The organism is Pseudoalteromonas sp. NZS100 (genome assembly GCF_015864815.1).
GTDB classification, from domain to species: domain Bacteria; phylum Pseudomonadota; class Gammaproteobacteria; order Enterobacterales; family Alteromonadaceae; genus Pseudoalteromonas; species Pseudoalteromonas distincta.
Map to the genome: position 1 here is coordinate 1 of NZ_JADYWM010000035.1, position 15,777 is coordinate 15,777.

The window sequence follows — 15,777 nt, forward strand, 5'->3', positions numbered from 1 at the left end:
AGTTAGTTTCCTAACTACGGATTTTGCATGATCGTTTGGATCGGTCAACCGGTCATTTTCTTAACTGATCGGCATTAGCCATTAGGCTCCTTTTTCGGTGTAAGTAATATTTTTACACGTCTAGATTAACTACGCGTAGAGCGTTAGTTTCGATAAACTCTCTACGAGGCTCTACTTGATCACCCATTAAGGTGGCAAATAATTGATCCGCGCCAACAGCATCTTCAATCGTTACTTGTAACATACGACGAGCACTAGGATCCATTGTCGTTTCCCAAAGCTGGCTTGGGTTCATTTCACCCAGTCCTTTATAGCGTTGAATGTAGATCCCGCGCTTAGATTCTGTGATCAACCATTCCAAAGCATCCACAAAGTTATCAACAGGTTTTGTTTTCTCACCACGTTGAATATAAGCACCTTCTTTTAAGATGTTTGCAATGTTAGTACCAGTCACAGCAATGCGTTGGTAGTCACGTGATGCAATAAAGTCATAATGAAGTACATGTGCTTTATCAACACCGTGCTGACGAATATTCACAACCGGGTAATACATATTACGCTCAGCGTCAAACTCTGTACCTGCATGGAAAATAGTTGCATCTTCATCACGTGCAATCAAGTCATCAACTAACTCTTTTGTCCAAGCAATTACTTTAGCTTCGTCAGAAAGGTCATCAGTTTTCAACTCTGTTTGGTAGATTAAGCGTTCCATTACCGTGTTAGGATATTTACGCTTTAAACGCTCAATAACTTTAACTGTATTTTGGTAATCGTGAACGACTTTCTCTAGCGCTTCACCTTCTAGCGCAGAAGCATCTGCACTTGGATATAAAGCAGCATTATTAAGTGCAAGCGACGTTAAGTATTCTACTAATGCAGGATCATCTTTAATATAACGCTCTTGCTTACCTTTTTTCACTTTATAAAGTGGTGGTTGAGCAATATAAATATAACCGCGTTCTACAATTTCAGGCATTTGACGATAGAAGAATGTTAGTAGTAACGTACGAATGTGAGAACCATCCACGTCCGCATCGGTCATGATGATGATACGGTGATAACGTAATTTCTCAGGGTTATATTCGTCACGACCAATACCACACCCTAATGCAGTAATTAGTGTTGCTACTTCTTGCGAAGATAACATTTTATCAAAACGTGCTTTTTCTACGTTTAATATTTTACCTTTAAGCGGAAGAATAGCTTGGTTTTTACGGTTACGTCCCTGCTTGGCTGATCCGCCAGCAGAGTCCCCTTCCACTATATATAGTTCAGATTGGGCTGGGTCTTTTTCTTGGCAATCAGCTAGCTTACCTGGTAAGCCTGCTAAGTCCATTGCACCTTTACGTCGTGTCATTTCACGGGCTTTACGCGCCGCTTCACGTGCACGTGAGGCATCAATAATCTTACCTACAACAATTTTGGCATCAGTTGGGTTTTCTAGTAAAAACTCAGTGAATTTTTCAGCCATTGCTTGTTCAACAGCAGATTTAACTTCACTTGATACTAGCTTGTCTTTAGTTTGCGATGAGAACTTAGGATCAGGAACTTTAACACTAACAACAGCCGTTAAGCCTTCACGGGCATCATCACCGGTAGCATTGCTGGTTGTTTTAGCTTTTTTGTTAAAGCCTTCTTTTTCCATGTAGTTATTAAGTGTACGTGTTAGCGCTGATCTAAAACCGGCTAAGTGAGTACCACCATCACGTTGTGGAATATTATTTGTGAAACAGTAAATGTTTTCTTGGTATGCATCATTCCACTGCATTGATACTTCAACACTAATACCATCTTCTTCACGTTCGTGAGTAAAATGGAACACACCTTTATGTATAGGTGTTTTATTACGGTTTAAGTATTCTACGAAAGCTTGAATACCGCCTTCATATTTAAAGTGGTCAGATTTATTTTCTTCACGCTCATCATTTAAGATGATGCTCACACCTGAGTTTAGGAATGAAAGCTCGCGTAAACGCTTAGCTAAAATGTCGTAATGAAAATCTAAATTTGTGAATGTTTCAGCGCTTGGCCAAAAACGTAATTCTGTACCAGTTGTTTCTGAGTCACCAATTACAGCTAAAGGTGCATCTGGAACACCCATAGTATAAAACTGCTCATGAAGCTTACCTTCACGACGAACAGTCAGTTTTAGTTTTTCTGAAAGTGCATTTACAACAGAAACACCAACACCATGTAAGCCACCCGAGACTTTATAAGAGTTATCATCAAACTTACCACCGGCATGAAGTACCGTCATAATAACTTCGGCTGCAGATACGCCTTCTTCTTCATGGATAGAAGTTGGGATACCACGACCGTTATCTCGAACTGAGACAGAACCGTCTAAGTGAATCGTTACATAAATATCATCACAATGACCTGCTAAGGCTTCATCGATCGAGTTATCAACGACCTCAAACACCATGTGGTGTAAGCCTGTGCCATCATCGGTGTCCCCAATATACATTCCAGGACGCTTTCTTACTGCGTCTAATCCTTTAAGTACTTTAATACTCGACGAGTCATAATTCTCAGACATGGTTAATCCCACTTATCTTGTTATTAGGTTGCCATGTTTCACGTGGAACATTTGTAGTTCTCGTTGCATGGGTTCCACCACAGCAGAAATACTTTCAGATAAAATTGAAGAGATAAAAATTTGAGAACTGCAGTGAGCAAGTAATTGTCCCACTTTCTCTTTTGTATCTTCGCCTAATTCTGAAGGTAGATCATCTATTAGCAATATAGATTGCTTATCTGTCTCTGACTCAATTAAGCTATTTTGCGTAACTTTCAACGCATACAATAATAGCTTCAATTGACCGCGTGAGAATGTATTCTCCACACTGTTGCCAGCGACACTAAAACTAAAATCGGCCTTATGAGGGCCTTTACTTGTAAACCCTTGGCGAGCATCTCGCTCAAAGTTTTGCTCTAACGCATCTGCAAGAGATTCAGTCTCTTTCCAGCCTGCGCTAAAGGTCATTTCTAAATCACGTACAAGCGTTAATTCTGCACACATTTTATCAAAAAATTGCTGCTTAAACCTACTTATATACGCCAATCTTAATTTATTTATTTCTTCAGCCAGTCTAACAAATTCTTTGTCCCAAAACTTAATTTGGTCAAAATAATTCTTGGGCTTAGTTTTTAATAATGCATTACGTTGTTTAAGTACTTTATTAAATGATTGCCACAAAAAAAAGAACTCATGTTCCACGTGGAACAAACCTAAATCTAAAAACTTTCTGCGCTCTTTAGGTCCACCAAAAAACAAAGAATAACTCTCTGGTGTAATAATTTGTACAGGCATAAGTTGAGCGAGTTCTGATATCCTACGGCTCGCCTTACCTTGAATTTTTAAATTAGTCTCACCCGTTTGCGTTTTACTAATACCAATTGGAATTGATAAATCGTGTATTGTTTTACGCCCGTGAATTACAAATTGCTCTTGCTGGTGCGCAATAATACTTTTGTGTTTTGGAGTACGAAAAGATTTGCCATGAGAAAGGTAATATATAGCCTCTAAAAGGCTGGTTTTTCCGCTGCCATTTTCACCATAAATTATATTAACGCCGTTGACTGGTTCTAGCGTCAGCGCCTCAATATTACGAAAATATTTGAGGCTCAAATGACTTAAGCTCATTATGTATTTATAGTCTTATAAACGCATAGGCATAACAACGTACATTGCTTCTTCATCGCCTGCACCTTCAATTAATGCACTGCTGTTTGAGTCGGCTAATGTAAATAGTACGTCTTCTGTTTTTAATGTGTTTAGTACATCTAATACGTAAGACACGTTGAATCCTATTTCTAGGTCCGCGCCTTCGTAACTTACTTCAACAACTTCTTCAGCTTGTTCTTGCTCTGGGTTATTGGCAGTAATTTTTAATAAACCGTTTGATAGGTTTAAGCGTACACCACGAAATTTTTCATTCGATAAAATAGACACACGTTGAAACGCATTTCGTAACCATTCTCGGTTAGCTGTAATTACTTTGTCACCACCACGTGGTAATACACGACGGTAATCAGGAAAGCGTCCATCAACTAGCTTACTTGTAAATGTAAACTCAATATCAATGATACGAATATGGTTAGCACCAAACTGAATTGTAACCAATTCGTCGTCAGCTACCATAAGGCGCATAATTTCTTGCACACCTTTGCGAGGTATAATTAATTGACGTTGAGTATTAAGCGATTGCGTTAATTGCTTTTGTGCAATAGCTAAACGGTGACCATCTGTTGCTACTGTTTTTATGTCTGTATTATCTACTTCAAACGACATACCGTTTAAGTAATAACGTACGTCTTGATTTGCCATCGAAAAATGCGTGCTTTCAAGTAACTTACGAAGCTCTAAACGAGTTAGTTGAAATTCAACCTCACCATCCCACTGCTCTAAATTAGGAAAATCATCAGCAGATAAAGTCGTTAATGAAAAACGGCTTTTACCACTGGTTAAAAGTAATTGGTGCTCTTGCAAGCTTAAAGTAATGTCTGAACCATCTGGTAGACTTTTACAAATATCGAGTAACTTTTTAGCGGGTAACGTTAGTTTTGTATCGGCAATATCATCACCTACAAATACGCCAGAAACTAATTCAATTTCAAGGTCAGTACCCGTCATTGAAAGTTGTCCGTTTTCTACCACTAACAAAACGTTAGATAAGATTGGTAGCGTGTGTTTGCGCTCTATTGCACCCGACACTTGCACCAATGGCTTTAAAAATTGTTGTCTTGATATTGTTATTTGCATAATAAAGTCAGCCCTAAGATGACAATGTTCTTATTAAGTTTTGGTAATCTTCTTTAATTTCGTGGCTTTCGTCACGTAGTGATTTTATCTTACGACATGCGTGTAATACAGTCGTATGATCGCGTCCACCAAATGCGTCACCAATCTCAGGTAAGCTGTGATTAGTTAATTCTTTAGATAATGCCATGGCAACTTGGCGTGGCCTTGCTATAGAGCGGCTGCGGCGCTTAGACAATAGATCTGACACTCGAATTCGGTAGTACTCAGCAACGGTGCGCTGAATATTATCTATCGTAACCAGCTTATCTTGCAAGGCAAGTAAATCGCGTAGTGCTTCTTTTACAAAATCAATCGAAATAGGACGACCTGTAAAATTAGCATTAGCAATTACACGGTTAAGTGCGCCTTCTAGTTCACGTACATTTGAACGTAATTTTTTGGCGATAAAAAAGGCAACTTCATGTGGTAAGTTAATCTTACTTTGCTGTGCTTTTTTCATCAAAATAGCAACGCGAGTTTCAAGCTCTGGTGGCTCAATCGCGATTGTTAATCCCCAACCAAAACGTGATTTAAGACGGTCTTCGACCCCTTCAATCTCTTTTGGATAACGGTCAGAGGTTAAAATAATTTGTTGGTTGCCTTCAAGCAATGCATTAAAGGTATGAAAAAACTCTTCTTGTGAACGCTCTTTATTAGCAAAAAATTGAATATCATCAATCATTAATGCATCAACACTGCGGTAATAACGCTTAAATTCTTCTATCGCATTATTTTGCAGTGCCTTTACCATATCTTGAACAAAGCGTTCTGAATGCATGTAAACAATTTTAGCATCTGGCTTGTTTGCCATAATGCCGTTACCTACTGCATGTAATAAGTGAGTTTTACCTAAACCAGTACCACCGTAAATAAATACAGGATTAAAAGCAGAGCCAGGATTATCGGCAACTTGAGTAGCCGCTGCTTTTGCTAATTGGTTTGATTTACCCTCAACAAAGCTGTCAAAGGTATAATTTTCTTTAATGTTAGATTTGTAACCTGATTTAGGCGCAGGTTCAACAACAGGCTTTTGCTCACGAGGCTGTTGTTTTGTAGAAGCTTGTGGTGCTGATTGCGTTTCTATAACCGGTGCAGCTTGCGCATTTAATAAAGGCTTACTACCTACATCAAAACGTAGCTTTGGTGCTTCAACACCACAAATTTCTACTAATAATTCGTTAATTCTATTTAGGTACTTTTCTCTTACCCAATCAAGCACAAAGCGATTAGGTGCATAAATCGTCAAGGTATCTTCGGTACTTTCTGCTTGTAGTGGTCTTACCCACATACTGAATTGCTGCGAAGGCAGCTCATCTTGCAATACATATAAACAACTTTGCCAAACCGACAGATACACAGTTAAACTCCCAGAGATATAATTTTTATTCCCGCACATCATTAATGATTATAAATCATACATTTATTGCGTTCAAATGGTCCAATAAGCGACCCAAGACCGCGTATTATGAAGGCACTTTATCCACAAGTAAAAGATTGATTTTTATAAAATTGTTGATATCGATGTATAAAATCATTAACAACCTGATTTAAAACAGTTTTTATTTTAGATCCGAAGAGGAGATCATAACAAAATAACACCAAGATCGCGAACCAAATTTACGATCCAATTTTCTTTTCCCCCGCTTTTATTCACTTTTTATACAGGGGCTGTGGAAAACTTCTTATTTATGATGATCCTATCAGATCGCCCTACATGATCTCTTTATGGACCATAAGTAGGCTATATACTGCGAACGTAATTATGATTGACTTTACGTTACTTACTCTATAATATCTCGCGCTCGCAATGGCACCTATGCCAGGATCGCGACCTGTATAGGATGTTTTAACTTTAACCGATCGGATGAGATTGTTATGAAAAGAACTTTTCAACCTAGCGTTTTAAAACGCAAACGTGCACACGGCTTCCGTGCTCGCATGGCAACTGTAAATGGCCGTAAAGTATTAGCACGTCGCCGCGCTAAAGGCCGCAAAGTTCTTTCTGCTTAATTTATAAGTGGAAGACTTTAGCTTTGGCAGGGAGTTACGTCTGTTAACTCCCTCGCATTACTCTCGCATATTTAATGAACCCGCTCGGGCTGCAACTCCTTTCTTTACTCTATTAGCTAAACCAAATGACCAAGAAAAACCTCGGTTAGGTCTTACTGTTGCTAAAAAACGCGTAAAAAAGGCATGCCAACGAAACCGTATTAAACGTCTCGCTCGCGAAAGTTTTCGTTTAAATCAACACAGCATCGATAATATTGATATTGTGCTTATGGTGAAAAGTGGTATTGATGAACAGTCTAATGAAGAATTAACCAAACAACTTACTAAATTATGGCGAAAAATTAACGAACGCTGTAAACCAGGTGCACCTAAACCGCCACCTTTTAAGAAACGCCCAAACAAATCAGCTAAATCTAATAAACAAACCTAATTGCAATAGAATTGCAGGGTTAATTAATGTATCTTTAGCTCACCTTTTAATCATGCATTTAAAATTTCTAATTGAGTCTTTAAATACATGATATCTATCTCACTAAACTTAAGTAGGGGCATAAACATCATGAGGTTAATTAAACCACTTGTTGCTTTTCCTAAGATTTGTTTAGTGTTATTTATCCGCGGTTATCAAAAGTGGATTAGCCCGCTGTTAGGTCCGCATTGTCGTTTTAATCCAAGCTGCTCACATTATGCAATTCAAGCAATTAATTTGCATGGATTTATAAAAGGTAGTTGGTTAGCTTTAAAACGCATATTAAAATGCCATCCTTTACATTCAGGTGGAGACGACCCCGTACCTGAAAAATTAACCCATATTAACCACCAACACGAGAAATAAGAGCTGTTATGGAATCGCAACGCACGTTTTTATTAATTGGCCTAATGCTAGTGTCGTTTTTATTGTTCCAAGAATGGGATAATGATTACAACAAGCCTAAAGCCGATCCAAGTGCCACAACACAAACACTACAAGCAAATTCACCAGAGTCGGATGATTATATTCCTTCATCGTCAGATTCAGGTTTACCCGCTTCAGCAACTTTAGCTAAACGTTCAGTTATTGAAATCACAACTGACGTTTTTAAAGTTAAAATTGACACCAAAGGCGGTGACATTGTTGAAACAGACCTTCTTCAATACGAAGAAACTAAAGGAAGTGAAACACCTTATATGCTTCTTGGTCAGCTTGATAGTGGCAAACAATACTTTTCACAAAGTGGCTTAATTGGCTTAAATGGCCCTGACGCATCAGCTAACGGTCGCCCTACTTATAGTACCGAACAAAAATCATATACCTTAACGGGTGATGAGCTTCGCGTTCCACTTCAGTTTACTGATAGTAATGGTGTTAGTTTTACTAAAACGTATGTATTCAAAAAAGGTCAGTATGACGTAGGCTTAGAATACAAAATCAACAACACTACCAGCGCACCTCTTCAAGTACAGCTATACACGCAAATTAAGCGTACCGTACAAGAAAAAGGTAGCATGGTTGATCAAAACTATTTAGGTGCTGCATACGGTACTGACGAAGAACCATACGAAAAGTATAGTTTTTCAGATATGGCTGATAAAAACCTAAACAAAAACACGCAAGGTGGTTATGTTGCATTTATACAACATTACTTTGTAAGTGCTTGGGTTCCAATGCAGGATCAAACAAATACAATTTATAGCTTAATTACAAAAAGTAATGCCGCTATTATTGGTGCTAAAGATCCCGCTGTAAATATTCAAGCTGGTAGTGAGCAAACACTAACTGCTACTTATTATATGGGTCCGAAAGAGTCAGATATTCTTGAAGCGATTCACCCAGACTTAGACTTAACTGTAGATTACGGTTGGTTATGGTTTATTTCGCAACCTTTATTTGTATTGCTAAAATGGCTACATAGCATTTTAGGTAACTGGGGTGTAGCAATTATTGCCATCACTATTATCGTTAAATCGTTAATGTACCCACTTACTAAAGCGCAATACACTTCAATGGCAAAAATGCGTGCGCTACAGCCTAAAATGGCAGCTCTTAAAGAAAAGTTTGGTGACGACCGTCAAAAGTTCGGCCAAGCAACTATGGAAATGTACAAAAAAGAAAAAGTTAACCCAATGGGTGGCTGTTTCCCTATTTTGCTACAAATGCCAATTTTCTTAGCCTTGTTCTACGTATTCTTAGAGTCAACTGAACTTCGCCATGCTGAATTTATTTTTTGGTTAACAGACCTTTCTGCACAAGACCCGTACTACGTATTACCAATCTTATTTGGTGCGAGTATGTTTGTGACGCAAAAACTTCAGCCTATGACGGTAACTGATCCAATGCAGCAAAAAATGATGACCTTTATGCCGGTTATCTTCTCTGTATTTTTCTTATGGTTCCCATCGGGTTTAGTTCTTTACTGGTTAGTGTCTAACCTTATTTCTATTGTCCAGATGTTAATCATCTACCGTGGCATGGAAAAGAAAGGAATTAAAGTAAGAGGCTAGCGCCTATACCCAAGCCACATCAAGATGCAAAATTCAGCGTTTCACAGGGGCTTAAGATCAAGGCGTTACTTCGCAAGAATGGCAGTCCCTTTTAAAAAGTAACAACGATGAAATTAAGTACCTGTGAAACGCCCAAAGGGTTGGTTTAAAAGCGATTTATACCGCGTTATTGATTTTAACAATAGAACCACTATTATTCTCAATCAATGCCTTGCCTAAATAGCTTTTAACTCCAACTGAAACTCGCATCTTGAGATGGCTTGGGTATATTACTTATATAAAGGCGACTTCGGTCGCCTTTTTTATTGCCTGTTTTTCACCAGAGTATTCGCGAGTGTTTATTTCATAGGTTACAATACCGCCATAAAGTTACTCATCGTTGGCAAATTAATAGCATGATCAATCAAGATACAATTGCAGCACAAGCAACTGCCCCCGGACGTGGTGGTGTTGGTATTATTCGCGTTTCAGGCAGCCTTGCTAAAAGTGTCGCCGAAAAAGTAGTAGGTAAAATTCCTAAAGTTCGCTACGCCGATTACGTGCCATTTAAAAGCCTAGCTGGCGAGCAACTTGACCAAGGTATTGCCATTTACTTTGCAGGTCCTAACTCATTTACTGGTGAAGACGTACTTGAATTACAAGGCCACGGCGGTCCTGTAGTACTTGATATGCTACTTAAAGAAATTAGTAAAATAGAGGGCGTTCGTTTAGCAAAGCCTGGTGAGTTTTCTGAGCGGGCATTTATGAATGACAAGCTTGATTTAACACAAGCAGAGGCCATCGCCGACTTAATTAATGCTACAAGCGAACAAGCTGCCAAAAGCGCCCTACAGTCTCTCCAAGGTGAATTTTCTAAACACATAGAAACGCTTGTAGAAAAAGTAATTCACTTACGTATGTATGTAGAAGCGGCAATAGATTTTCCTGATGAAGAAATTGATTTTTTATCAGACGGTAAAGTATCAGGCGACTTAGACGCCATTATTACCCAGCTTAATACCGTAACCAACCAAGCAAAACAAGGTAGCATCATGCGCGAAGGTATGCGTGTTGTTATTGCTGGTCGCCCAAATGCCGGTAAATCAAGCCTACTAAACGCCCTAGCCGGTCGTGAAGCTGCAATCGTAACAGAAATAGCCGGTACCACTCGCGACGTACTACGAGAGCATATACATATAGATGGTATGCCATTGCATATTATAGATACCGCAGGCCTACGAGAGAGCCCAGATAGAGTAGAACAAATAGGTATTGAACGGGCGTGGGATGAAATAAACCAAGCCGATCGCGTTTTATTTATGCTTGATGGCACTGACACTTTAGATACTGACCCGCATAAAATTTGGCCTGAATTTATGGCAAAATTACCAGAAGGTATGGGGGTTACGGTCATCAGAAATAAAGCTGATTTATCGGGTGATATAGTCGGAATGGAGCAAGAGCAACAATACCCGGTCATCAGCTTAAGTGCTAAAAATGCTGACGGTATTGAACTTGTTCGCGAGCATTTAAAAGCCTGTATAGGCTTTCAAGGCGCAACAGAGGGTGGCTTTATGGCGCGCCGTCGTCATTTGGATGCACTAGAGAGTGCTGCGTATCATTTAGAAACAGGTAAAACACAATTAGAAATGCACATTGCTGGTGAAATATTGGCTGAAGAATTGCGTTTAACACAGCAGTATTTAAACGAAATAACCGGTGAATTTACCTCAGACGACTTACTTGGCAAAATATTTAGCTCATTTTGTATTGGTAAATAACAAGGTAAACCAAAGGAAAGAAACATCCAAATAAAGTTGAAATATCTAATACATTCATACATTTAATAACTTTTTTATCTTTCTCTAGCTTCCTTTAGTTTCATAATATGGGCCTCGAATGGCCCACTTACTTCTTTGTTGTGGGCCACTATTGGTCCACCAAAGAGGAATTTATTATGAAACTAACCATCGAGAAAAAATCAGCTGATAGTGCTGGCCGCCAACAACTTTTATTAACCAGAAATTATGGCTCTTACCTAAATGAAAATGGCAAACGAGTAAAACGCCGTAAAAGACAATCATTAGACTTGTTTATTTATGCCACTCCTAAAGACAAGTTTGAACGAGATCACAATAAAAAGACCCTAGATATTTCTGAAAAGATAAGAGCACAAGCAGTTGTCGACTTAGCTAACAACAAGCATCATTTTGAAGACTCAGAAAAGCAGCAAGAAAGCTTTTATAGCTACATGCAGCAAATAATTAATGACAAAGAGCACACAGACAGTAAATCAAATGTATCTCTGTGGGAATCAGCATTAATCCATTTGCAAAAGTACTGTGAGGGTAACCCTTTATCATTTGCAGACTTCGATGCTGATGTATTATTAGGGTTCAGAACATACTTAATTAAACATGCACGAACAAAGTCAGATAAGCTACTTTCTTCAAATACTACATCATGCTATTTCAATAAAGTGAGAGCGGCTTTAAACAAAGCATTTCACGAAGGCATTATACGCCGAAATCCTGTAAACGAAGTAAAGAGCATCAAGATCGAACAAAACCCTCGTAATTACTTAGAAGAGGAAGAATTGACAGCTCTCTATAGAACAGAATGCCGATATGATGTACTCAAAAGAGCATTCTTATTCAGTTGCCTCACCGGTATGCGCTGGTGCGATATTCACAAGCTAACGTGGAATCAAATAGCTTTAAAAGAGCAACGCACGACGTTCAAACATAAGAAAACAAAAAACCTTCAGTACCTTGATTTGCCCGATGATGCGATCAGCTTATTAGGTTCGCAAGGAGAAGCCCATGAACGTGTTTTTAAAGGCTTAAGATACTCAAGCTATACAAACGTAGCCCTAACCCAATGGATGCTCAGAGCAGGGATTACAAAGCACATAACCTTTCACTGTGGAAGGCACTCGTTCGCAGTCCGTATGTTAACTAATGATATCGATATCTACACGGTATCAAAGCTACTAGGCCACTCAGAGTTGAAAACAACACAAATTTACTCTGATATAGTTGAACGTAAGCGAAAAGAGGCGATGACCACCCTACCTAGTTTATTTCAATAAAGGATATTAGGTTGGGAAATATGGGAAACTGGGAAAATATAATAAAAACAGATAAATATATATTTATTTACCATCCCTCTTTCCCGCTTTTATTTGACAAGCCAGTTGTATCCAGGAGGTGTGAAAGCGTCGAGTGCTTGCCACTCAGAGCGCCGCATACCTCTTGGATAACCTTCACTACGCAGAGAAAATCCAGTCAAGCTAGAAATCGCCCGAAGGGTTGCGAAGCAAGGGGGCCCCGCTTGCGGGGTTCCGATTTATGGCTTTACAGGTTTGAAAGGAGTGGTTTTATACACGATTAATTGTGTAAACTCTCATTTTGAATCAATTGCTTCCAATTTATGTAAGGCCCCAAACGATCTAGAGTACTTGTATCAAGGAACCTGCCTTTTAGTTCTTGCTTACAATCTGAAATACACTCATTTATGACATCAAAAATATCTTCATTTGTGGGGTTTCTATCAAAGCTAACTTCTGGAACTAATTTGTGTGTTTTAAATACAAATTGTTTCTTCCTCGTTTTTACAATTCTTTTTTTATTGTCTTGCCAATATTGAGCCCTAACTTGATTACCAAGTATATAAATTTCTAAATAACCGATTATTTCATTATATTCCCAAGAACCACCAAATTTTTCATCTAAGTGATATTTGAAATTTAAATACCAATTCCTATCACTTTTAGCATAAGCTCTTTTAAATTCACCATCAGGGCCTCCAAACATTACCTTTTCAGAAAACAAATCTTTCTGTTTGTTATATTTACCCCTTTCAATACGATAGACAGGTATCGTAATTATTTCTACCCCCCTCATTATGTAGCTCCTTATTTGGTAAAACCGTTAGTTATGAACCAATTATCTAGCCTATCTATCTGGACGAATTCAGTCGGTACGGGATATGGTGTTACATACATGCACCAATAGGTGTTTTTACTAACATAGAGCTCTTCAATTACTACATCACTACTATTTTTGGTGGCAGGCCATTTTAATAACTCTCTTAATTTTTCTAGATTTCTTAATAAAAACTCTCTCCTTTTAGCTATTTTACATAAATGGCTTTTTCCTTTAGATTTATCAAACATTTTTTCCTGCAACCGCTTCGAGTCCTTAATACAAAATGATGGTTGAACGTACTTACACTCTATAGTGAGCCAACGATTTTCATTTGGCCAATATGCTAGGACATCATAGTCACCAACGTCGTCAAAATTCTCTGACTTGAAGCGTCTTTTAAAATCGATACCACGTAAAACATAATTCGAGTATCTACGCACAACTTTTTCAGATGCGTACTCAAGATCTTTTTCAATACTCTCTTTAATTCTCCTGACTGATCCATTTATCAATTTAGAGCTTTGTTCCGTAGGTAGATATCCTTCAGCTATAGCCCCAGCCCAAATATTTCGGGCCTGTTCTGCCATGCCAGCTCCCCACAACAAGTCATTACTCCCTAAGAGTGGAACAATAGGCCTTAATGTATACCTGTAAGCCCTCTTGTTATGCTCCCATACAGGAACATCTGGTTCCTTAGTATTTTTTCCAAACAAAATTAGAGTTTTCTTTGGCTCCAGAGTGAGGAAGTTAATAGCATTATTTATTGCATTTCGATTAGATTCGCCCAAAGCCATTGATATGACATTTACCAAATCACTTGGCTCGCTTTGATATATAAATGACTCTTTCACGCCTTCTTTATATTGTGTCCACTTTGACATAACCGAGAGCACTTCAATCATCAATGTAAATTTAAAACCTAAATCTGTTTCAAACGCAGAATCCAAACTAGGAACAAACCGTTCAAGGTTTGAGCTTACCTGGTCTTCTTCATTTAAACCTTTTCCGAGTTTGATCTCTGATTCTAGTCGAGTAAACTTCCTTTCTTGCTCTTCGCGTTCTTTTGAATAGAAAACTTCTGGAACAAAGTCGTCATTAATTTCTATTCCAGCTACTTGAATTCCATTATGTAGAATATCACTAGCAGAATATAGAACACTTAACCAATCAACTTTTCCAATCAATTCTTGAAAATTTTGAAGTTTACAATTAATGCCTCCATCCCACTCCATACCAACACAAAACTCTATTAGGTACCTAATATTTTGAGAGTCCTTAGAGTTTTTATCTTTAGTTTCATGGAGTTTTTCTTCTCGATCATATGCAACTTCATGCTTCAAACTCTGTATAATTCGCTGCTGGAACTCCTTGGATTTTACAAATAACTTCTCATGTTGGGTTATACATAGCTCTATCAGCTTAGCCCTGTTAAAGCTCTGTATTTTCCTATGAATATCAACTCTAAATTTATCTCTTGCATCATTTATTATTTTCTTAGCGGCGCTTAGCTCATATCGACCTGGTTTCACCCCCAAACTTTTTAAAATAATAGCTAACTCTTTCCTTGCTAATTTATAATCTCGAGGATGTGCAGTCTCATAATCTGAATACTCAGGTAAGGAAATATTTTTTTCAATTGCATTAATCAAAACCCTTGGGGATCTAGAACAACTTTCTTTAATAGCTTTAGCTACATTCTCTGGATAATCTGAATTAGCTAATGTACTCAGCATAACAAGTAACTCATGAACAGCTTTTGCTTGTGCTGAAGCATCTTTAGCTTCACGAAAGTGAGCAAAAATAGAGCTCAGATTAAAGTTGGTAGTTAATTCTAATACTTCATTATCCTCCTTTGTTAGATGATAATTTATTAAAAATTCGCTATTTAATGCATCCGTGATATTTTTATCATCATATCTAGCTGGTGCAGCAATACAATTAATCCTAATAAAGCTTTTACAAAATATATTTAGGCTCGAAATTAATTCCTCTCTTTGCTTAAGGGCATCTGTAAAAGCTTCTAAAGCAAGAGTAAGAATTTTGGCATCTTCGATCTCTAAATTTTCACTAATGTTCATACTGTAAAAGTGAACTTCACACTCACCAATTACTGTATACCAAGAGATTGTGAAGTCATCTTTGGCTATTATTGAGTAAATATCATCATAATTACTTTCCAAACACCAAGACTTGTATTTTACTGGAAATTGTTTTGGGGCATTACACCAGTACTCTTTTAGCTTACCAAATCGCCAATCACAACCGTAATGAGGGTCTAACATTATATGAGTCGGTTCATTTGCTCCGTCGACTAAAACAGAATGCGAATCAATATAGGCTGCAAGTTTGTCTACAGGGCCTGATAAACCAAATGTAAGTTCATCTTGTTTTAGGTAGTTGAAAAAAGAAATAAGTGATTTTGAATCATCCAGTGAAGAAAATATTGTCACAAAGTCATATAGAGAAAGTAGCTCCGACCCCTTAATTGGTAAGTCTATGTAGTGGCATAGTTAATTTGGCCACCCATTAAGAAAGAAATGTTATGCTAATAAGCATACAAATTTGGGTGAAAAA

General features: G+C 38.0%; 12 protein-coding genes. 6 read left to right on the forward strand and 6 right to left on the reverse strand.

The features are described 5' to 3' along the window. Window positions 1-112: 112 nt before the first annotated feature. From gyrB to dnaA, 4 genes are read right to left on the reverse strand one after another with little or no spacing between them, the layout of a single operon-like run. Window positions 113-2,539 carry a DNA topoisomerase (ATP-hydrolyzing) subunit B gene (gene gyrB, locus I6E69_RS20125; RefSeq protein ID WP_024597183.1) on the reverse strand — a complete coding sequence of 809 codons (2,427 nt, stop codon included), beginning with the start codon at window positions 2,537-2,539 and terminating at the stop codon, window positions 113-115. Window positions 2,540-2,551: 12 nt separating this feature from the next. After that, entirely contained in the window at window positions 2,552-3,646 is a 1,095-nt protein-coding gene (gene recF, locus I6E69_RS20130; RefSeq protein ID WP_004335205.1) for a DNA replication/repair protein RecF, read from the reverse strand. A 15-nt stretch (window positions 3,647-3,661) separates the two neighbouring features. Then, a complete protein-coding gene (dnaN, locus tag I6E69_RS20135) occupies window positions 3,662-4,765 on the reverse strand; it encodes a DNA polymerase III subunit beta (protein WP_004335206.1) in 1,104 nt (367 codons plus the stop codon). Between the two features lie 13 nt (window positions 4,766-4,778). Further along, entirely contained in the window at window positions 4,779-6,161 is a 1,383-nt protein-coding gene (gene dnaA, locus I6E69_RS20140) for a chromosomal replication initiator protein DnaA (protein WP_004335207.1), read from the reverse strand. Window positions 6,162-6,679: 518 nt separating this feature from the next. Here dnaA and rpmH point away from each other — a divergent pair. From rpmH to I6E69_RS20170, 6 genes are all read left to right on the forward strand, one after another. Next, window positions 6,680-6,814 (forward strand): 50S ribosomal protein L34, encoded by a 135-nt coding sequence (gene rpmH, locus I6E69_RS20145; RefSeq protein WP_004335215.1) that lies wholly within the window; start codon window positions 6,680-6,682, stop codon window positions 6,812-6,814. A 7-nt stretch (window positions 6,815-6,821) separates the two neighbouring features. Next, the gene (gene rnpA / locus I6E69_RS20150; RefSeq protein WP_004335217.1) at window positions 6,822-7,244 is read left to right on the forward strand and encodes a ribonuclease P protein component; all 423 of its coding nucleotides are present in this window, start codon (window positions 6,822-6,824) and stop codon (window positions 7,242-7,244) included. 129 nt (window positions 7,245-7,373) lie between these two features. Then, a complete protein-coding gene (yidD, locus tag I6E69_RS20155) occupies window positions 7,374-7,649 on the forward strand; it encodes a membrane protein insertion efficiency factor YidD (RefSeq protein WP_004335219.1) in 276 nt (91 codons plus the stop codon). A gap of 8 nt (window positions 7,650-7,657) precedes the next feature. Next, a complete protein-coding gene (gene yidC / locus I6E69_RS20160) occupies window positions 7,658-9,295 on the forward strand; it encodes a membrane protein insertase YidC (RefSeq protein ID WP_024597181.1) in 1,638 nt (545 codons plus the stop codon). A gap of 395 nt (window positions 9,296-9,690) precedes the next feature. Beyond that, window positions 9,691-11,055 (forward strand): tRNA uridine-5-carboxymethylaminomethyl(34) synthesis GTPase MnmE, encoded by a 1,365-nt coding sequence (gene mnmE / locus I6E69_RS20165; protein ID WP_197122138.1) that lies wholly within the window; start codon window positions 9,691-9,693, stop codon window positions 11,053-11,055. Between the two features lie 176 nt (window positions 11,056-11,231). Further along, on the forward strand, window positions 11,232-12,365 hold the full coding sequence (locus I6E69_RS20170) for a site-specific integrase (protein WP_197122142.1): 1,134 nt from the start codon (window positions 11,232-11,234) through the stop codon (window positions 12,363-12,365). Between the two features lie 298 nt (window positions 12,366-12,663). Here the strand turns inward: I6E69_RS20170 and I6E69_RS20175 are convergent, their stop codons facing one another. Further along, a complete protein-coding gene (locus I6E69_RS20175) occupies window positions 12,664-13,179 on the reverse strand; it encodes a hypothetical protein (RefSeq protein WP_197122146.1) in 516 nt (171 codons plus the stop codon). Window positions 13,180-13,190: 11 nt separating this feature from the next. Continuing rightward, entirely contained in the window at window positions 13,191-15,653 is a 2,463-nt protein-coding gene (locus I6E69_RS20180; RefSeq protein WP_197122149.1) for a hypothetical protein, read from the reverse strand. Window positions 15,654-15,777: the final 124 nt, after the last annotated feature.

Excerpts from the sequence above, each read along its gene's own strand:
- gyrB (WP_024597183.1), bottom strand. The coding sequence starts at position 2,539 with ATGTCTGAGAATTATGACTCGTCGAGTATTAAAGTACTTAAAGGATTA.
- recF (WP_004335205.1), bottom strand. The coding sequence starts at position 3,646 with ATGAGCTTAAGTCATTTGAGCCTCAAATATTTTCGTAATATTGAGGCG.
- dnaN (WP_004335206.1), bottom strand. The coding sequence starts at position 4,765 with ATGCAAATAACAATATCAAGACAACAATTTTTAAAGCCATTGGTGCAA.
- rpmH (WP_004335215.1), top strand. The coding sequence starts at position 6,680 with ATGAAAAGAACTTTTCAACCTAGCGTTTTAAAACGCAAACGTGCACAC.
- yidD (WP_004335219.1), top strand. The coding sequence starts at position 7,374 with ATGAGGTTAATTAAACCACTTGTTGCTTTTCCTAAGATTTGTTTAGTG.
- yidC (WP_024597181.1), top strand. The coding sequence starts at position 7,658 with ATGGAATCGCAACGCACGTTTTTATTAATTGGCCTAATGCTAGTGTCG.
- mnmE (WP_197122138.1), top strand. The coding sequence starts at position 9,691 with ATGATCAATCAAGATACAATTGCAGCACAAGCAACTGCCCCCGGACGT.
- I6E69_RS20170 (WP_197122142.1), top strand. The coding sequence starts at position 11,232 with ATGAAACTAACCATCGAGAAAAAATCAGCTGATAGTGCTGGCCGCCAA.
- I6E69_RS20175 (WP_197122146.1), bottom strand. The coding sequence starts at position 13,179 with ATGAGGGGGGTAGAAATAATTACGATACCTGTCTATCGTATTGAAAGG.